Origin of the sequence: Sphaerisporangium sp. NPDC049002 (assembly GCF_040649355.1) — a bacterium.
In the GTDB taxonomy this organism is placed as follows: Bacteria; Actinomycetota; Actinomycetes; order Streptosporangiales; family Streptosporangiaceae; genus Sphaerisporangium.
Window position 1 is genome coordinate 1 of sequence record NZ_JBEZFH010000166.1, and the last position, 17582, is coordinate 17582.

Consider the following 17582-nt stretch of genomic DNA (forward strand, 5'->3'; position numbering starts at 1 on the left):
GGTCGAGGGCGGCCTGATGGACGCGCTGCGCGGCGGTTCCGCGACGCCGTTCGTGACCGTGCTGACGGCCTTCTCGGTCCTGCTGCGCCGCGTCACCGGCTCCCCCGGCCTGGTCGTCGGCACGGTGTCAGGCACGAGGGCGCGCCGCGAGCTGGAGCATCTCGTCGGCTGCTTCATCAACATGGTCCCGATCCCCCTGCGGGTCGAGGGCACCGAGGGCTTTCGCGAGCTCGTGGCGCGGACGCGGGACGAGGTCGGCACGGCGCTCTCCCACGAGGTCCCGTTCGACACGCTGGTGTCCGGTCTCGGGGGACGGCGGCGGCCGGGCGTCCACCCGATCTTCCAGGTGGCGCTCATCCAGCAGGACGACCCCCGGCCGCCGGGCGGGTGGGACGGGCTGCGGGCCTTCGAGTGGAGCCACGAGGTCGACGACTCGGCCTACGACCTCACGCTCACGATGATCCCCCGGGGCACGGGGTACGAGCTGGTCCTCACCCACCGGATCGACCGGGTGCCCGAGGTGGTGGCCGGTTCCCTGGGCGCGGCGTTCGAGGCGTTGCTCGACGCGCTCTCGATCTCGCCGGACGTGCCGGTCGCCGACCTGGCGGTGCCGTCCCTGGAGGCGTTCCTCCGCCGCCCCGCCTCCACGGGGCCCGGCGCGCCGGAGACACCCGCTCGGGAGGCCCGGGCGCCCGTTCCCGGGGCTGAGGCGCCCGGGGCCGTGGGCGACGAGCCCGTGGACGAGAGGCTCGCGGCGGAGGTCCGCCGGATCTGGTCCGAGGTCCTGAGAAGGCCCGATGTCGACGGCGACGCGGACCTGTTCGACCTCGGCGGCGACTCCCTGGCCATCACCCATATCGCGGCCCGCGTCCAGGAGAGCCTCGGCGTCGAGGTCCCGGCGTGGATGTTCTTCGAGGCTCCCACGGTGAGCGGTTTCGTCCGCGCCCTGACCGCTCTCGGAAAAATTCCTGACTCTCTGAATTGACGACACGGGTAGTCAAGCCGCACGCCGGCGGCCCGTGGGAGCGGGACGGGAAGGCGTGGCGCCGGGCTTCGGTACGCGCTGCCTCAGCCACGCTGACCTGCCGTTTCCTGGGCCCGGCGCCCGCTTGGCCAAACCGGCGGAAGATGGGCGCATTTACTGAATTAGTTGACTCCCCGGCCAAAAGCCCTTACCTTTTGGCGCTATGGGAGCGCTCCCACCGCCCCGTGAGGCGGGGGTCAAATTTTGATCACCGGTCGGCAACGGGGATGATGGGGCGTGCCCGCCATGGTGTCGCCCGGATTGTTGCGTTCGCGCGTCGATGAGAGGATTCTCCGTGCCTCAGTACGTTCTCCACGGTGGTGACTACCGCGCCGAGATAACCCGGCTGGGCGCGGCCCTGCGGGTGCTCAGGCACGGCGACCGCGATCTCGTGGCGAGCTGGCCAGAAGGGGGGCCTGTCCCTCACTACAGCGGCACCCTCCTCGCCCCGTGGCCCAACCGCCTCGCCGGCGGCCGCTACACCTTCCAGGGCGAGCGGTTCGAGGTCCCGGTGAACGAGCCCGAGCGGGGTCACGCGCTGCACGGGCTGGTGGCGTTCGCCGACTGGGAGGCCGTCGAGCTGCTCAGCGTCGAGGACGACCACGGGTTCGTACGGCTGGCGCGCACGATCGAGCCGTCGCCCGGCTACCCCTTCCGCCTGGCGCTCCAGGTGCGCTACGCCCTGGGCCCCGACGGCCTGACGACCACGCTCACCGCCGAGAACATCGGCGACCGCCCCGCCCCGTACGGTTGCGGGCCCCATCCCTGGCTGATCGCCGACGGCGGCGCGGAGGAGGGCTGGGAGCTCGAACTGCCCGCCGAGCGCGTGCTGCGCACCGACGAGGTGCTCCTGCCGACCACGCTGGAGCCCGTCGCCGGCACCGCGTTCGACTTCCGGGTCCCGAGGCCGCTCGGCGGCACCGTGGTCGACGAGGCGTTCACCGGGCTCGCCGCCGACCCCGGCGGCACGGCCCACGTACGGCTGCGCGGCCAGGAGGGCGGGGTGGGCATCTCCTGGGAGGCCGCGTCGATGCCGTGGGTGCAGGTCTGCACGGGCACCGGGTTCGGTCACCGAGGCATCGCCGTCGAGCCGATGACCTGCCCGCCCGACGCCTTCAACTCGGGCACCGACCTGGTGGTGCTCGACCCGGGCGGCAAGCACGAGGCGAGCTGGACGATCTCCGTCCTCTGATCGCCCGCGCCCCCGGCGACCGGCCCCCCGGCCGTCCCAGACCCGATCTTCCACGAACCCGAACGTCTCGACGACCCGAAGTGATGTGACCGATGGAGAGCAGGACCAAGCGCCGGCTGTCGGCCGCCCAGCTGGACGCGCTGATCCTTGGAGCGCTGGGGACGGGGGTGGCGTCGGCCGAGGAGCTCACCGACGGGTTCGCCAACGCGGTGTGGCGGCTCGCCCTCGACGACGGCCGGCAGGTCGTCCTGAAGGTCGCCCCGCCGCCCGATCTGGAGCTGCTCCGCTACGAGCGCGACCTGCTGCGCACCGAGGCGCTGGTGTACCACCTGGCGGGCCCCGCGGGGCTCCCGCTCCCCCGGCTGCTGCACTCGGGCTTCGACGACCCCGAGCTGGGGGGCGATTACCTGATCATGTCGGCGCTCGACGGGGTGCCGTGGAACCAGGCCACGGCCCTCGGCGAGGCCGACGAGCGGGCGCTCCGGCACGAGCTCGGGCGCCACCTGGCCACCCTGCACACCATCCCCGGCCAGGGGCTCTACGGCTATCCGTACGCCGCGCTCACCGGCCCCACCTGGCGCGACGCGTTCATCGCCATGATGGGCGCTCTGATGGACGACGCCGTGCGCTACGCCACCCCGCTGCCGTGCTCGCTGGTGGACGTCGCCGGCGGGATCCACTCCAGCGTGCACGTGCTCGACGAGGTGACCGCCCCCGCGCTGGTCCACTTCGACGTCTGGCCCGGCAACGTCTTCCTCACGCCGCCTTCGGAGGGCAGGCCGGGCATCCAGGCGCTGATCGACCACGAGCGGGCGTTCTGGGGCGATCCGCTGGCCGACTTCATCACCCCGACGATCTTCGGGGAGCTCAGGGACGACGATCCGATCCTCGCGGGCTACCGGGAGGCGGGCGGGAAGCTCGACCTCACCCCGGAGGCCCGGAGGCGCGAAGCGCTCTACCGCGTGTACCTCTACCTCATCCTGCTGGTCGAGGACGGCCCCCGGCAGTATCCCGAGGACTCCTACGCCCGCATCCGCGACCTGGCCACCACGGGCCTGACGAACAGCCTGGCGTTCCTCAGGCAGTGGTGACCCCTGGGGCGCCGGGCGCGCGCGTGCCGTACGCAGCGGTGGCCCACCGGCCTCGAAAGGCGGCGGCGGACGGGTAGAGCCGCCCAGGGACCGGGTCCCCGGGCGGCCGGCCGCTTCGAGCCCACCTCCGCCGGCATGTCAGACGCCGGTGTCACGGGGCGAACGGTTGCCCGCGACGAGCTGGTCGGCGGGGTGGGGATCCTTGACCACGCGCACCGGCTGCGTGCCCGCGCCGACCCGCTCGTCGCGGTCGTCGGCGCCGTCGCCGTCACGGTCGGGCACACCGGCGTGCCGTCCCGTGGGCGTGGTCTCGACGGGAACCGCGACCGGGACGGCGGCCGGCGCGGCGGAGGACTCCGACTCCAGCTTGCGCTCAAGCCGGCGCTTCTCCTCCTCCAGCCGCGCGACGCGGTCGCGCGTCTCGACCCGGGCCTCGCGCAGCTTCCTGCGCTTGGCGCCGCTCCGGCGCATGCCGCCGGTGAGCATCATCAGGCCGATCAGGAAAACGGCCGCGGTGGCCGCGCCCGCCAGGAAGAGCTCCAGCTTGCTCAGTTCCAGGGTCCGGTCCAGGACCTGGATCGACGCCGTGACGCCGCCGGTCGCGTCGTTCGCGACCGCGACCAGGGCCGCGCCGGCGATGACGATGAACAGAAGGCCCAGCACGATCATGTGACCTCAACTCCAAGTCGCCTCGGTGCCAAGCCCCTTTGGGGGGCCGACGACCGACTGCCCCGGAGTCATCGGGTTATGCCTCGCCACCGGGATCCACCGGGCCTCCTGCTGGGGAGGCTTTGTCAGGAAGGCGATGTGTGCGATGATTTCAACGGGTGATGAATATGCCGACCACGTGTGTGATCGCCGGAGGAGGCCCCGCCGGGGCCGTGCTGGCGCTGCTCCTCGCCCGCGCGGGCGTGGAGGTGACGCTCCTGGAGAAGCACGCCGACTTCCTGCGCGACTTCCGGGGGGACACGATCCATCCCTCGACCCTGCAGGTGCTCGACGAGCTGGGGCTGTCCGAGGAGTTCCACGCCCTGGCCCACCGCAAGGCGTACGACCTGTCGATCTGGACCGACGACCGGGTGATCGAGCTCGCCTCCCTCAGGGAGCTCAAGACCAAGTACCCCTACATCGCCTTCGTCCCGCAGTGGGACTTCCTCAACCTGATCGTCGCGGCGGCCCGGCGCCACCCGTCCTTCCGGCTGATCATGGAGGCCGAGGTCGTCGGGGTCATCCGCGAGGGCGGCGCGGTGCGCGGCGTCCGCTACCGCGACGGCGAGGGCGAGCACGAGCTTCGCGCCACCCTGACCGTGGGCGCCGACGGGCGGCACTCCGACGTGCGCAGGGCGGCGGGCCTGGTGCCGGTGGAGCGCGGCGCCCCCATGGACGTGGCCTGGTTCAGACTCCCCCGCGAAAAGGGCGATCCCGAGGACTTCTTCCTGCGTGTCTCCTCTGGCCACATGATGGTCGCGATCAACCGGACGACGTACTGGCAGCTCGCCTACCTCATCCCGAAGGGCGGCTACAAGCTGCTCCAGGCGGACGGCATCGAGGCGATGCGCGCGTCCGTCGGCGCGCTGCTGCCCTTCCTCGCCGGCCGCACCGAGAGCCTGCGGGGGTTCGAGGAGGTGAGCGTGCTGGTGGTCCTGCTCAACCGCCTGCGGCGCTGGCACAGGCCCGGCCTGCTCCTCATCGGGGACGCCGCCCACGCGATGTCGCCGGTGTTCGGCGTCGGCATCAACCTGGCCGTCCAGGACGCGGTGGCGGCGGCCAACCTGCTCACCGGCCCTCTGCTCGCCGGTGAGGTGCCGGAGTCGCTGCTGCGCAGGGTCCAGCGCCGCCGCACGGTCCCCACGGTGATCACGCAGGCCGCCCAGCGCCTCGTGCAGAACCGGCTGATCAGGCCCGTGCTCAAGGGCTCGGCGAAGCCGCTGCGGCTGCCCGTGAGCACATCCCGCCTCCCGCTGATCGGGGCCATGGCACGCCGCTTCATCGGCTACGGCGTCCTGCCCGAGCACGTGCGGTCGCCCTCGGCCGCGAGCACCGGCGAACGCTGACCAGCCCCGCCGCCCGTACCGGGACCCGCCTTCTCACGAAGTGGACACCCGGTCGGTTAAGAGGGGTTGGTGCAATAGCCTTTCAGGGTGAGCGCCGAACCGATCAACCTGGATTCCTGGCGGGAGCTCCCCGCCGCCCAGCAGCCCGACTGGCCCGACCTCTCCGCGCTGGAGCGGGTCGTCACCGAGTTGCAGGGCCTGCCTCCGCTGGTGTTCGCCGGCGAGTGCGACGAGCTCAAAGACCGCCTCGCCGCCGTCGCGCGTGGCGAGGCCTTCGTCCTGCAGGGTGGCGACTGCGCCGAGACCTTCGCCGGGGCCACCGCCGACAACGTCCGTGACAAGCTCAGGACGCTGCTGCAGATGGCCATCGTGCTCACCTACGCGGGCCGCGTCCCGGTCGTCAAGATCGGCCGCGTGGCGGGGCAGTTCGCCAAGCCGCGCTCCAAGGCGACCGAGGTCCGCGGCGGCGTCGAGCTCCCGGCCTACCGGGGCGACATGGTCAACGGGTTCGACTTCACCCCCGAGTCCCGCACCCCCGACCCATCGCGGCTGCTGCGCGCCTACCACTCCTCGGCCGTCACGCTGAACCTCGCGCGGGCCTTCACCAAGGGCGGGTACGCCGACCTGCGCCAGGTGCACGCCTGGAATCAGGACTTCGTGGCCGAGTCCCCGGCGGGCCGCCGCTACGAGCAGCTCGCGCGCGAGATCGACCATGCCCTGGCGTTCATGCACGCCTGCCGGGCCGATCCCGAGGAGTTCCACACGGTCGAGTTCTACTCCTCCCACGAGGCGCTGATCCTCGACTACGACCGGGCGCTGACCCGCGTCGACTCCCGCACCGGCCTGCCGTACGACGTGTCGGCGCACATGGTCTGGATCGGTGAGCGCACCCGCCAGCTCGACGGCGCCCACGTGGAGTTCTTCAGCCGCATCCGCAATCCGATCGGGGTCAAGCTGGGGCCGAGCACCTCCCCCGAGGACGCGCTGGCGCTCATCGACAAGCTCAACCCGGCCAACGAGCCCGGGCGGCTGACCTTCATCGCCCGCATGGGCGCCTCCCGCGTCCGCGACGCGCTGCCCACCCTGGTCGAGAAGGTCCAGGCGAGCGGCGCCCAGGTCGCCTGGATCTGCGACCCGATGCACGGCAACACCTTCGAGGCGCCGAGCGGCCACAAGACCCGCAGGCTCGACGACGTGCTCGACGAGGTGGCGGGCTTCTTCGAGGTCCACCAGGCCCTCGGCACCCATCCTGGGGGCATCCACATCGAGTTCACCGGCGACGACGTCACCGAGTGCGTCGGCGGCGGCCACGCGATCGTCGAGGAAGACCTCGCGCTGCGCTACGAGACGGCCTGTGACCCGCGGCTCAACCGGGGTCAGTCCCTCGACCTGGCCTTCCGGGTGGCCGAGCTCTACCGCTCCAGCTGAGCCCTGGACACCGGCCGGGGCCCTCCCACCTCATGGGAGGGCCCCGGTTTCCGTCCGCGCCGGCCTGATCGGCCGGGGGTGGGGTGAGCGGCCGGTCAGGGCCTGCGGCCGTCTTCGGGGCCCTCGGCGATCCCGGCGTCGATGTCGGACGCGATCTCCTTGCGGATCGCCTCCATGTCGAGCGCGCGCACCTGCCTGATCAGGTCCTCAAGGGCGGGCTCGGGAAGGGCGCCCGGCTGGGCGAAGACCACGATGCCGTCGCGGATCGCCATGACGGTGGGGATCGAGGTGATCTCGAAGCCCTCCGCGAGACCGCGCTCGGCCTCGGTGTCGATCTTGCCGAAGGTGATGTCCTCGTGCTTCTGGGAGGCCTTCTCGAAGATCGGCCCGAAGGTCCGGCAAGGCCCGCACCAGGCGGCCCAGAAGTCGAGGAGGACGATCCCCTCGTCGGCGATCTCGTTGAAGTTGGTCTCGTTCACCGCGATGGTCGCCACAGGTGGTTCCTCGTCTCGTGTTCTCGTCGTTTTCGATCGGCATAACCATCTACCCGGTACGCGAATTCCTCACCTCGCCACCCCGCCCGCCACCGGGCACGAAGGAAGAAGAGATCCTCGTGCCGCCCCGGCACCGGGTTCGTCCACTCCTGTCACGTCGCACCGCGGATCAGGACCGCCCAGATGATCCCGCATGGCGGCGTAGAGGCTCCGTGACGCGACGAGACCTCTGCGGGCCGGTCGGTCCGCAGAGGTCTCGTAGGGAGATTCAGAGGGTTGAAATCAGTTCTTCAGGTCGATGCCGAAGAGCAGGGGGTCGTGGTCGGAGGAGCGGAAGGCCGCGGACGAGTACAGGTAGGGCGGGTTGAACTCGGTGTTGTAGTCCATGAAGCGGCCCTCGTCGGCGTTGATGTGCCAGATCGTCGCGCCGGTCACCTTCTTGAGGAGCTGCTTGCCGACCAGCACGTGGTCGAGCTCACCCGACAGGCCGTCGAAGAGGTAGCTGTAGCGGTCCTGCTTGTCGATGAACTTCTTGCTCACGCTCACCAGCTTGCCCGCCTCCAGCGTGTGGATCGGGTCCTCCTCGCCGTAGGCGTTGAGGTCGCCGAGCACGACCGGGTTGGTCAGGTTGAGCGTGTCGATCAGCCCGAGCACGGCGTTGGCCTGCCGGATCCGCTCGGCGTTGAAGCAGCTCTGGCCGTCGCCCTGGTCCAGGTCGGCTCCGGTCGCGTCCTCGCAGCCCTTCGACTTGAAGTGGTTGACGATCATGGTGAACGGGATCGGGTCGCCCTTGGCCCGCTTGAACTCCTGGATCAGCGGCGGCCTGCGGAACACCGGGTCGGTCGAGGACTGCGCGGCGCCCACCGGCTTGACGACCGCGGGCTTGTAGATGACCGCGACCTGGATGAGGTCCGTGCCCGGCACCGGGGAGAGGATGCCCTTGTACGTGCCCGCGCCGACCTCGGCGTTGAGGGCGTCCACGAGCGTGTTCAGCGCCGTGCTGCCGTTGTTCTGGACCTCCATGAGGCCGGCCACGTCGGGGTCGAGGCCCTTCAGCGTCGAGACGAGCTTGGCGAGCTGACGCTGCTTCTCCTCCTCGGTGGTGGCGCCCCGGGACTTCAGCGTGGTGAACCAGTTCAGCGTGTTGAGGCTGGCCACCTTGACGTTGCCGCCGACCTTGGCGGGCTTGGACGGGCGCGGGTTGGCGGCCGTGAAGACGACCGGCTGGGTCGGCTGCACCCGGTAGAAGTTGAAGCCGTAGGTCAGCACGCCCGTGAGGCCGGTGGTGGCGTCACCCACGCGGACGGTGTTGGAGCCGTTGGTGTGGTAGGGCAGGGTCGCGGGGTTCTGCGCGTTGGATCCGTCGTCGAGCAGGATCCGCCGCCGCGCGTTGAGCGCGGGGTCGATGTTGGGACGGTCGGTGGGCTGGAACAGCCGCCCGTTCGACGCGAGCGTGATCTCGCCGAAGCGGCCGAGGTTGTACACCTCGGAGACGGTGAGCTCCGCCGGGAACGTGGTGAGCATGCCCTCCAGCGGCTCCAGGCTCGCGCCCTCGGCCAGCGGCAGCTTCACCTTGGTCGGCTTGATCGTGCCGGTGCCGCAGACGTCCACGTAGGAGACCGAGGTCAGCTCCGTGAGGCCGTTGAACTCGACGGCGGTGCCGCTGACCAGAACCCGGTCGCCCACGGCGGCGGGCTTGTTCGTGAACACGAACACCGCGTCGGAGGTGGCGGGGTCGGCGTCTGGAGTCGGGTCCTGGATGTAGAAGCCGCCGAACTGGCCGGTGCCCTGGAAGTCACCGGTCACCACGCCCTCGACGCGCACCTCCTGGCCGGCGAGCGGGGTGGTGTCACCGCTTCCCTGCACCTGGGCGATCTGGTGGGTGGCCGGGATCGCGCACGGCTGACCCGTACGGGTCGGCGTCGGGCTCGGCGTGGGGGTGGCCGTGTCCGACGGCGTCGACGTGGGCGTCGCGGTCGGGGTGTCGGTGGGGGTCGCCGTGGGCGTGTCCGTGGCCCCGGGACTGTCGGTCGGGGTCGGCTCGCACGGAGCCGGCGTGGTGGCCGAGTTGCGGGGCGCGGGGGCCACGGCGGTGAAGTCCGCCGCGTTGGCGTCGGTGTCGACGCAGCCGCCACCGGCGCGCAGCGCCGCGGTGGAGTTGGTCAGGGCCGGGGCAGGCGAACCCTCGGAGAAGTTGGCGGTGCCGTATCCCACCAGGTCGGCGATGAGGGCGAGCTGCTCGGCCGTGCAGACCACGGAGCCGCCGTTGCAGGCGAGGCCGTCGGCCGAGCGGACCAGGGCCACCTTGCCGGCCGTACCGCTCAGGTTGAGGCCGCCGGTGGCGTCGGGCGCGGGCAGCGCGCCGCTCGCTGTGGTGCCGGCGGCGAGCTGGACCAGGTGGTACTGCCCCGGCGCCAGCGAGCCGGACAGGTCGACCTTGTTGGAGGCGAAGTTCCCGGTGCCGGTCGCGCTGGTGTACTGCAGCGACCAGCCGCTGAGGGAGGCGGTGTTTCCGCTGCGGTTGAAAAGCTCCACGAAGTCGTTGGTGAACGGGGCGCCGGAGTTGCCGCCCCCGCCGTACACCTGGCTGATCACAACGGTCCCCGGCTCCGCGGATGCCGGGGACAAGGAAACGATGGCGATACCGGCGACCGAAACGCCGGTTGCCAGTAGGGCGGCGAACGCCCGGGATAGTGCACGCATGGTCGGGAGCGTAAGGCCCCAAAACCCTTGAATCTCATACTAGAACTAGATAGAAGATGAAATAAGGGAATCTTGACACTTCATGTCGACTAGTCGTCGTCAGACTTGGCGTCCTTAGATCTAGCGGACCAGCGACATCGTCCAACCCCGGCACCCTGTGTCAGCTTTCCATCACGATTTAGTAACCTGTTACCTGACATTGGGTATGACTTTGGCATGACGCCCCTGCTGAAGATCCTGTCCCTCGACGTCGGCTGGAAGACGTGCGACGCCTCCCCCGAGTGCGTCGGGACCGCGTGCGGGCCGTACGGCCGCTGCATGGCGCACCTCACGCCGGACGAGCTGGACGGGGCGCTTCGCGGGCTGACCCCCGGGCAGGGCGTCGACCTGCGCGGCACCATCATCGGCGAGGAGCTGCTCACCCGCGTCCTGGACGCGACGGAGCGCCGTCTCGGCCGGGCCAGGTTCGACCACGCGACCTTCACGGGAGCGGCGCGGTTCGGCGAGGTGGTCTTCGCGGGCGACGCGACCTTCGACCACGCCCGGTTCGACCGGCTCGCCTCCTTCTTCGGCACGCGCTTCACCAGGAACGCGTCCTTCCGCGAGGCCGGGTTCTCCCGCGAGTTCTCCATGCACGAGGCCCGCGTCCGGGGGCACGGGGCGTTCGACCACGTCCGCATCGGCAGGGACGCGCTCTTCGGCGAGGCCAGGTTCGGAAAGGACGCGTCCTTCCTCGGGGCGGAGTTCCACGGGTTCGCGGCGTTCGACGGGGCCATGTTCGACGGCGAGGCGATCTTCCGCGGCGCCCGTTTCCACCGTGCGGTCTCCTACCGCAAGGCGGTCTTCGCGGGCACGGCCGGGTTCGAGGGGGCCCGCTTCCACAACTCGGCCTTCCTCACCCAGGTCCACGTCGGCCGCAGGCTGACGTTGTCGGGCGTCCACGCCTCGGCGCCCCTTGAGCTGGACACCGCCGGCTGCGCCGTCGACCTGCGGGCGGCGAGGATCTCCGGGCGGTTCACCGCGCGGCTGTCGGACGCCGACCTCGACCTGCGGGAGGCCGTCCTCGCCGGGCCCTCGGCCGTCACCCGGCGCGCCGGGCGGCTGCGCGTGCTGTCGCTCGACCGCCTGGACGCCGTCGCGCTCACGCTGGCCGGGGCGGACCTCAGCGCCTGCCGTCTGGCCCAGCTCCGCAGGCCGGAGGCCCTGCGGCTGACGGACTGCGTCTTCGCCGCCACGCCACGCGGCGTACGCCTGGGCCTGCGCTGGCCGCCCGTGCTGTGGTGGACCAACCGCCGCGTGCTCGCCGACGAGCAGGCCTGGCGCGGCTGGTCGGCGAGGGTGGAGCAGCCCCTGGACGCCGGGCGCCTGGCGGCCCTGTACGAGCGGGTGCGGCGCGGCGTGGACGACAAGAGGACCTCGGCGGACTTCGCCTTCGGCGCCATGGAGATGCGCCGCCTGGCGACCGGCCGGGGGCGGGCCAGGCTGGCGCTGTCGGCCTACTGGCTGGCCTGCGGGTACGGGCTGCGCATGGGCCGCACCGCCGGCTGGGTCGCGCTCGTGGCGGCCGTCGCGGCCGTGGCGGTGTTCTGGTCGGCGGGCGCCCATCCGGCCAGGCGCCCGGTCGGCCACCGCTCCCCCAGCCCGGTCCCCGCCGTGCACGTCTCGGCCGTCCGCGCGGGCTGACCCCGCTCGGATCCCCCCGGGCCTCTCAGGGGAGGTGGACCAGGACCGCTTCCAGGTTGCGGAAGAGGCGGGACTTCCAGCCGCCGCCCATGATCCTCCGGGACAGGCGCTGCGAGGGGTCACGGGGGTCGAAGCCCTCGTGGTCGAGGAACAGCCGGGTGCCCCGGCCCTCCGGCTCCAGCCGCCAGGTGACGGTGGAGTCCAGGCCGTTTTCGTCACGCCTGCCCGCGTCCGCCCAGCTGATCCGGAGCATCCTGCCCACCTCGAACTCCAGCACCTCGCAGGCGACCACGCCGCTGAACCGGACGGCGGGCATCGGCATGGTGTGCATGGTGTAGCGGTGCCCGAGCTCCAGCTTGAAGTCGTTGGGCATCAGCCATCGGGCGATCAGCTCCGGCTCGGTGAGCGCCCGCCAGACCTTCGCGGGCGGGTGCGGCAGGAACTCGACCACGTGGACGGCCGTGAGGTCGTCCTCCGGGCCGTCCTCGGGGAACATCGGGTTGCCGCTCATTCGTCCTCGATCGTGTTGAGAATGTCGCGCAGGCCGGTCAGGCGCTCGCGCCAGAAGCGCTCGTAGGGCGCGAGCCAGTCCTTGACCTCGGCCAGCGGAGCCGTCTCCAGGCTGTACAGGCGTTCGCGCCCGTTCCTGCGCTCGGTGACCAGCCCCGCGTCCTTCAGCACCCTCAGGTGCTCGGAGACGCTGGGTCTCGCCATGGCGAACCGGCCGGCGAGCCGCCGCACCGGCTGTGCGCCCTCATCGCGGAGCAGGCGCAGCAGCTCCCGCCGGGCCGGGCTCGCCAGGGCGGCGAACACGTCGGTCATCCCGCGACCGGACCCTCGGGCGCCGGCCGGTGGCCTATGTGATGAATACGCATGTCAGGGATAATACGTAGGAAGCTTCCTACCCAACACACCGGGTACGCCCGACCGGCCGCGAGCGATCCCGGCCCCAGGGGCGGGTCAGGGATTCCCCGGATTCCGGCCCTCCCCCCGTGGACGACACAATGGGGTCGAGACTCATCGCGGGCGGGACATGAGGAGAACATGGCGAGCGCCGTTGTCATCGACGACTACGTGACCACGCTCGGCCGCACGCTGCGCGGGCCCCGGCGGGTCAGGCGCGACCTGGTGACCGAGGCCCGCGACAGCCTGGCCGACTCCGCCGAGGCCTATCTCTCCGAAGGGCTCGACCCGGTGGAGGCCGAGCGGCTGGCGGTCGCCGAGTTCGGGGCGGTGGCGGAGATCGCGCCCGGCTACCAGGAAGAGCTCGCCGCGCACCAGGGCCGCAGGACGGCCGCGGTCGTGTTCGTCACCGTGCCGCTGATGACGCTCATGTGGAGCGGCATCTGGATGGTCTTCCCCGAGGACGCGTCGGTCGCCGCGCAGGTCAAGCCCGCCTGGTTCTCGCCGCTCGCGCGCTTCCTCGACGTGTTCCAGTTCGGCATGGGCGTCCTCGCCGCCCTGGCCCTGATCGTCCTCGCGGGGCGGCTGCGCAGGATCGCCCGTCCCGAGCTCGTCACCCGGGCCATGGGCATCCTGCTGTGGATCCAGGTGCCGGCGATCGGCGCGATATCGCTGGCCCTGACGCTCGGCGGCTCGGCCGGCCGGGCGGGCTTCGACGACTATCCCCCGGGCGTGGCGGCATCCGTCCTCAGCTACCTGGTGCTGGGCTGGCTGCTGTGCGCCGCCACCCGCTGCCTGATCGTCTCCCGGGGCGTCCCCGCCCGGAAGGCCACGATCCTCAGGTAGCGGAGCCGCGGGGGGCGAGGACGCTGCTGATGGCGTCGGTGAACGCCTGCCAGGCCGATCGCTCGCCCGCGAGGGCCGCGCGGCCGGACGGGGTGAGCCGGTAGGTGCGGCGCCTGCGACCGCCCACCGTCGCCCACTCGCTCGTGAGGTGTCCCACGCGCTCCAGCCTGCGCAGCGCCCCCTCGTCGCGATCATGCAGACCCGCCACGCCATCAGCGGCAAGCCGGTCTTCGAGCGGATGACCCGTTTCTGGGGCCAGATCTACGTGATCAACTACGCGCTCGGCGTGTTCACCGGCCTGGTGATGGAGTTCCAGTTCGGGCTGAGCTGGAGTGGCCTGACCCACTTCGCCGGCGCCGTGTTCGGGGCGCCCCTGGCGATCGAGACGCTGGTGGCGTTCTTCCTCGAATCGACCTTCCTCGGGCTGTGGATCTTCGGGTGGAACCGCCTGCCCAAGAAGGCGCACCTCGCGTGCATCTGGCTGGTGACGCTGACGGCCTACGCGAGCGCGTTCTGGATCATGGTCGCCAACTCGTTCCTCCAGCACCCGGCGGGCACCGTCCGGCAGGGTGACCACCTGGCCCTGGTGGACTTCGGGGCGCTGCTCGCCAACCCCAGCCTCGTCATGGCGTTCCCCCACGTCATCGGCGCCGGGCTGTTCGCGGGCAGCTTCGTGGTCATCGGGGGCAGCGCCTACCAGCTGTTCAGGAGGACCCCCGAGCAGGAGTTCTTCCGCAGGTCGCTGCGCACCGGCGTGGTGTGGGCGTTCATCGGCACCACGCTGGCGGTCGGCTTCGGCTACGCCCAGTTCGGCTTCGTCGCCGGCATCCAGCCGGGCAAGTTCGACGGCGCGGTCGCCGGGCCGGCGCTCGGCACCATGATCACGATCGGGCAGCTCGTCCAGTTCTTCGTGATGCTCGTCCTGCTGCCCCTGCTGTTCAGGAACCTCCTCGCCCGCTTCCGGTGGGTCCACCCCCTGCTGATGATCATGACCCCGCTGCCGTTCCTGGCGGCGATCACGGGCTGGCTCGCGCGCGAGGCCGGCCGCCAGCCGTGGCTCGTGTACGGCGAGCTCAGCGTGGCCGACGCCATGTCACCCGGTCTCACCAAGGGCATGGTGACCTTCTCGCTCTTCGCCTTCGCCGGCGTGCTCGGCCTGCTCGCCGTCGTCGACTACCTGCTTATCGCGAGAACCGTGCGGCGCGGCCCCACGCGGGTCGACCTCGGCGCGGCCGAGCCGGCCGAGCCCGCCCCCGCGTCCGCCCTCGTCCTGTGACCCCCTCACAAACCCCTCAGGAGCTCCCCCCATGGAGATCATCTGGCTCGCGGCCCTCGCCGTGCTGCTGATCGGCTACTTCGCCCTGGAAGGGTTCGACATCGGCGTGGGCATGATGCTTCCCCTGCTCAGCCGGGCCCGCGAGCGCGCCGGGGAGCCGGGCACGCGCCAGTGGCACCGTGACCGCCTGGTCGCCGCGATTGCCCCGTTCGTCCTGGCCAACGAGATCTGGCTGGTCGCCGTCATCGGCACGCTGTTCGGCGCGTTCCCCGTCCTCGAAGGCACGGTGATCGGCGGGCTCTATCCCCTGGTGGTGGCGCTGCTGGTGTGCTGGGTGCTGCGGGACGCGGGCCTGTGGTTCCGGCGCAGGCTCGACGGCGGCGCCTGGCGGGCGTTCTGGGACCTGGTCCTCTGCGCCGCCTCCTGGGGGCTCGCCCTGACCTGGGGCATCGCCCTGGCCTCCATCGTGCGGGGGCTGCCGGGCCGTCCGTTCGACCTCCTCGGCCTGCTGTACGGCGCCGTGGTGGCCGCCGCGTTCTGCTTCCACGGCCGCGCCTTCTCCGCGTGGCGGCTGTCGGCCCCGAGCGAGGCGCGGCGCACCGGACGGCGGCTGCTGCTCTCGGCCGTCGTGACGGCCCTGCCCGCAGCGGTGCCACTGGCCGTGTCCGTACCGTCACTGCTCGGACACGTGGCGCCGCCGGCGACGCTGAATGTGCTCAGTCTCATGGTCCTGCCGTTCGCACCCATCCTGGTCGGGGCGCAAGTATGGGTATGGCGCACGTTCGGCCCCACCCGGGCCACCGGCGCCGCCGCCCGCATACCGTCGTTCTTCTAGGGAACCGATGCACACCGATCTCGTACTGCTGGCGCGCACGGAGCGGACGGTCCGCCGTCACCTGCTGACGTGCGTGGCGGCGGCCGTGCTCGCGGGGCTGCTGGTCCTGGCGCAGGCCGAGCTGCTGTCCGGCGTGCTGTCGGGCGGCCTGACGGCCGCGGCGCTGCTCCCCCTGGCCGGCGTGGTGGTGGCGCGGGCGCTGCTCGGGTGGCTCAACGGGGTCGCGGGCGGCCGTACGGCCACGGCGCTGAAGTCGGTGCTGCGGGCGCGGCTGCTGTCCCGGCTGCGCGATCTCGGGCCCGCCCGGATCACCTCGCACCGCTCAGGCGAGCTGGTCACGCTCGCGGGGCGCGGCCTGGACGCGCTCGACCCCTACGTCACCGGCTACCTGCCCGCGGTCGCCGTGGCCGGCGTGGTGCCGGTCGCCGTGCTGGTGCGGCTGTTCGCGGCCGATCTCGGCACCGCCGTGATCGTCCTGGTGACGCTTCCCCTGATCCCGGTGTTCGGGGCGCTGGTCGGATGGCAGACCAAGGTGGTCACCGAGCGGCAGTGGCGGGCCCTGTCGCGGCTCGGGGGCCACTTCCTCGACGTCGTCCGCGGTCTTCCGACGCTCCGCGCGTTCGGGCGGGCGCGTTACCAGGCGACGGTGATCCGGCAGGTGGCCGACGCCCACCGGTCCGCCACGATGCGCACCCTCCGGGTCGCGTTCCTGTCCTCGCTGGTCCTGGAGCTGGTCGCGTCGCTGTCCCTGGCCCTGGTCGCCGTGCCGGTCGGGCTGCGGCTGCTGTCGGGCTCCCTGGACCTGCGTACGGCCCTGCTGGTCCTGCTGCTCGCCCCCGAGGCCTACATCCCGCTGCGCGCGGTCGGCACGAAGTTCCACGCCGCGATGGAGGGCGTCGCCGCCGCCGACCAGGCCTTCGCGGTCCTTGGGGAGCCCGTCACCGGCGCGGGCGGCGACGCGGCGCCGGCCCCGGGCGTGCCGGAGATCCGGCTGGAGAACGTCACGGTCCGCTACCCGGGCCGCGAGGACGCCGCGCTGGACGGGGTGTCGCTGGTCGTGTCGCCAGGCGAGCGCGTGGCGCTGGTGGGCGAGAGCGGCGCGGGGAAGAGCACCCTGCTCCACCTGCTGCTGGGCTTCGTGACGCCGTCCGAGGGGAGGGTCCTGGTCGGCGGGACCGACCTGACGGCGCTCGACCTTCCCGCCTGGCGCCGGCGGCTCGCGTTCGTGCCGCAGCGGCCCCACCTGTTCGCGAGCTCCGTGGCCGACAACATCCGGCTCGGCTCGCCCGCCTCCCCCGAGGACGTCCGCACGGCCGCCGCCGCCGCGCGGGCCGCCGAGTTCGTGGAGGCGCTCCCCGAGGGGTACGCGACCGTCGTCGGCGAGCGCGGGGCGGACCTGTCGGCGGGCCAGCGGCAGCGTGTCGCGCTGGCCAGGGCGTTCTGCCGCCCCGATGCCGAGATGCTGCTGCTCGACGAGCCGACCGCGCGCCTCGACGGCAGGAGCGAGGCCGCGATCGTCGAGGCGACCAGGACCCTCGCGGAGGGGCGCACGGCCGTCATCGTCGCGCACCGCCCCGCCATGATCGATCTGGCCGACCGGGTGATCCGCGTCGACGCCGGGAGGATCGTCTCCGACCGGCTCGTGTCCCGGCGGGTCGTCCGCGCGGGCCCGGTTCCGGGCACCGGTGCGCCGGACCACGACGCATGGGCGGAGGGGGCGCGATGAACATCCGCCGGATGACCGGGAGGCTGCTGACCGCCGCGGCGGCCGGCGCCGCGGCCGAGCTCGCCGCGCTGGGGCTGATCGCGGCGGCGGCCTGGATGATCACCAGGGCCGCCGAGCAGCCGCAGCTCGCCGCACTGAGCGTGGCGATCGTCGCCGTACGCGCGTTCGCGACCAGCCGCGGCCTGTTCCGGTACGGCGAGCGCCTCGCCGGGCACGATGTCGCCCTGCGCGCGCAGGCGTCCACGCGCGAGAGGCTGTACGAGGCCCTCATCCCGTCCGGGCCGCTCGGCCACCGGGGGGCCGACCTGCTGCCGGTGGTCGGGGTGT

The 17582-nt window shown here is 72.0% G+C and carries 16 protein-coding genes and 1 pseudogene; 11 read left to right on the forward strand and 6 right to left on the reverse strand.

Annotation, left to right across the window (positions count from 1 at the left end):
- The 3 genes from AB0B89_RS26790 to AB0B89_RS26800 all read left to right on the forward strand — a co-directional run.
- A partial coding sequence (locus AB0B89_RS26790; RefSeq protein ID WP_358558359.1) for a phosphopantetheine-binding protein occupies positions 1-985 on the forward strand: 985 nt, incomplete at its 5' end.
- 334 nt (positions 986-1319) lie between these two features.
- Positions 1320-2216: an aldose 1-epimerase family protein gene (locus AB0B89_RS26795; protein ID WP_358558361.1), complete on the forward strand. Its 897-nt coding sequence runs from the start codon at positions 1320-1322 to the stop codon at positions 2214-2216.
- Positions 2217-2308: 92 nt separating this feature from the next.
- Entirely contained in the window at positions 2309-3307 is a 999-nt protein-coding gene (locus tag AB0B89_RS26800; RefSeq protein ID WP_358558363.1) for a phosphotransferase, read from the forward strand.
- Between the two features lie 138 nt (positions 3308-3445).
- On the opposite strand, the gene AB0B89_RS26805 is transcribed toward AB0B89_RS26800, so the two are convergent.
- On the reverse strand, positions 3446-3976 hold the full coding sequence (locus AB0B89_RS26805) for a hypothetical protein (RefSeq protein ID WP_358558364.1): 531 nt from the start codon (positions 3974-3976) through the stop codon (positions 3446-3448).
- A gap of 167 nt (positions 3977-4143) precedes the next feature.
- On the opposite strand from AB0B89_RS26805, the gene AB0B89_RS26810 reads away from it, so the two are divergent.
- Both AB0B89_RS26810 and AB0B89_RS26815 read left to right on the forward strand, forming a co-directional pair.
- The gene (locus AB0B89_RS26810; RefSeq protein WP_358558365.1) at positions 4144-5361 is read left to right on the forward strand and encodes an FAD-dependent oxidoreductase; all 1218 of its coding nucleotides are present in this window, start codon (positions 4144-4146) and stop codon (positions 5359-5361) included.
- Between the two features lie 87 nt (positions 5362-5448).
- Entirely contained in the window at positions 5449-6789 is a 1341-nt protein-coding gene (locus AB0B89_RS26815) for a class II 3-deoxy-7-phosphoheptulonate synthase (protein WP_358558366.1), read from the forward strand.
- Positions 6790-6884: 95 nt separating this feature from the next.
- Here the strand turns inward: AB0B89_RS26815 and AB0B89_RS26820 are convergent, their stop codons facing one another.
- Together AB0B89_RS26820 and AB0B89_RS26825 are read right to left on the reverse strand one after the other, a co-directional pair.
- Complete coding sequence (locus AB0B89_RS26820) at positions 6885-7283, reverse strand: thioredoxin domain-containing protein (RefSeq protein ID WP_358558367.1); 399 nt, start codon at positions 7281-7283, stop codon at positions 6885-6887.
- Positions 7284-7565: 282 nt separating this feature from the next.
- The gene (locus AB0B89_RS26825; protein ID WP_358558368.1) at positions 7566-9986 is read right to left on the reverse strand and encodes an ExeM/NucH family extracellular endonuclease; all 2421 of its coding nucleotides are present in this window, start codon (positions 9984-9986) and stop codon (positions 7566-7568) included.
- A 216-nt stretch (positions 9987-10202) separates the two neighbouring features.
- Between AB0B89_RS26825 and AB0B89_RS26830 the strand changes: the two genes are divergently transcribed.
- Positions 10203-11669, forward strand: coding sequence for a pentapeptide repeat-containing protein (locus tag AB0B89_RS26830; protein WP_358558369.1), 1467 nt, complete (start codon positions 10203-10205; stop codon positions 11667-11669).
- A 25-nt stretch (positions 11670-11694) separates the two neighbouring features.
- Here the strand turns inward: AB0B89_RS26830 and AB0B89_RS26835 are convergent, their stop codons facing one another.
- Complete coding sequence (locus AB0B89_RS26835; protein WP_358558370.1) at positions 11695-12180, reverse strand: SRPBCC domain-containing protein; 486 nt, start codon at positions 12178-12180, stop codon at positions 11695-11697.
- Complete coding sequence (locus AB0B89_RS26840; RefSeq protein ID WP_358558371.1) at positions 12177-12491, reverse strand: metalloregulator ArsR/SmtB family transcription factor; 315 nt, start codon at positions 12489-12491, stop codon at positions 12177-12179. Before AB0B89_RS26840 ends, AB0B89_RS26835 begins: the two co-directional genes overlap by 4 nt.
- Before the next feature lie 222 nt (positions 12492-12713).
- Here AB0B89_RS26840 and AB0B89_RS26845 point away from each other — a divergent pair, with 222 nt between their 5' ends.
- Entirely contained in the window at positions 12714-13418 is a 705-nt protein-coding gene (locus tag AB0B89_RS26845) for a permease prefix domain 1-containing protein (protein WP_358558372.1), read from the forward strand.
- Here AB0B89_RS26845 and AB0B89_RS26850 read toward each other — a convergent pair.
- On the reverse strand, positions 13411-13626 hold the full coding sequence (locus AB0B89_RS26850) for a helix-turn-helix transcriptional regulator (RefSeq protein ID WP_358558374.1): 216 nt from the start codon (positions 13624-13626) through the stop codon (positions 13411-13413). The two genes, AB0B89_RS26845 and AB0B89_RS26850, sit on opposite strands and share 8 nt — an antisense overlap.
- Between AB0B89_RS26850 and AB0B89_RS26855 the strand changes: the two genes are divergently transcribed.
- From AB0B89_RS26855 to AB0B89_RS26870, 4 genes and pseudogenes are all read left to right on the forward strand, one after another.
- Positions 13612-14694, forward strand: coding sequence for a cytochrome ubiquinol oxidase subunit I (locus AB0B89_RS26855; protein WP_358558375.1), 1083 nt, complete (start codon positions 13612-13614; stop codon positions 14692-14694). The two genes, AB0B89_RS26850 and AB0B89_RS26855, sit on opposite strands and share 15 nt — an antisense overlap.
- Positions 14695-14725: 31 nt before the next feature.
- Positions 14726-15529, forward strand: coding sequence for a cytochrome d ubiquinol oxidase subunit II (locus AB0B89_RS26860; protein ID WP_358558376.1), 804 nt, complete (start codon positions 14726-14728; stop codon positions 15527-15529).
- A gap of 7 nt (positions 15530-15536) precedes the next feature.
- Positions 15537-17255: a thiol reductant ABC exporter subunit CydD gene (cydD, locus tag AB0B89_RS26865; RefSeq protein ID WP_358558378.1), complete on the forward strand. Its 1719-nt coding sequence runs from the start codon at positions 15537-15539 to the stop codon at positions 17253-17255.
- Positions 17252-17582: pseudogene (locus tag AB0B89_RS26870) on the forward strand (thiol reductant ABC exporter subunit CydC); the annotation flags it as partial. The gene cydD and the pseudogene AB0B89_RS26870, both read left to right, overlap by 4 nt.

Bases quoted from the DNA above. Each gene is read 5' to 3' on its own strand.
- AB0B89_RS26805 (WP_358558364.1), bottom strand. From the start codon at position 3,976: ATGATCGTGCTGGGCCTTCTGTTCATCGTCATCGCCGGCGCGGCCCTG.
- AB0B89_RS26835 (WP_358558370.1), bottom strand. From the start codon at position 12,180: ATGAGCGGCAACCCGATGTTCCCCGAGGACGGCCCGGAGGACGACCTC.
- AB0B89_RS26830 (WP_358558369.1), top strand. From the start codon at position 10,203: ATGACGCCCCTGCTGAAGATCCTGTCCCTCGACGTCGGCTGGAAGACG.
- AB0B89_RS26860 (WP_358558376.1), top strand. From the start codon at position 14,726: ATGGAGATCATCTGGCTCGCGGCCCTCGCCGTGCTGCTGATCGGCTAC.
- cydD (WP_358558378.1), top strand. From the start codon at position 15,537: ATGCACACCGATCTCGTACTGCTGGCGCGCACGGAGCGGACGGTCCGC.
- AB0B89_RS26840 (WP_358558371.1), bottom strand. From the start codon at position 12,491: ATGACCGACGTGTTCGCCGCCCTGGCGAGCCCGGCCCGGCGGGAGCTG.
- AB0B89_RS26855 (WP_358558375.1), top strand. From the start codon at position 13,612: ATGCAGACCCGCCACGCCATCAGCGGCAAGCCGGTCTTCGAGCGGATG.
- AB0B89_RS26845 (WP_358558372.1), top strand. From the start codon at position 12,714: ATGGCGAGCGCCGTTGTCATCGACGACTACGTGACCACGCTCGGCCGC.
- AB0B89_RS26825 (WP_358558368.1), bottom strand. From the start codon at position 9,986: ATGCGTGCACTATCCCGGGCGTTCGCCGCCCTACTGGCAACCGGCGTT.
- AB0B89_RS26800 (WP_358558363.1), top strand. From the start codon at position 2,309: ATGGAGAGCAGGACCAAGCGCCGGCTGTCGGCCGCCCAGCTGGACGCG.
- AB0B89_RS26810 (WP_358558365.1), top strand. From the start codon at position 4,144: ATGCCGACCACGTGTGTGATCGCCGGAGGAGGCCCCGCCGGGGCCGTG.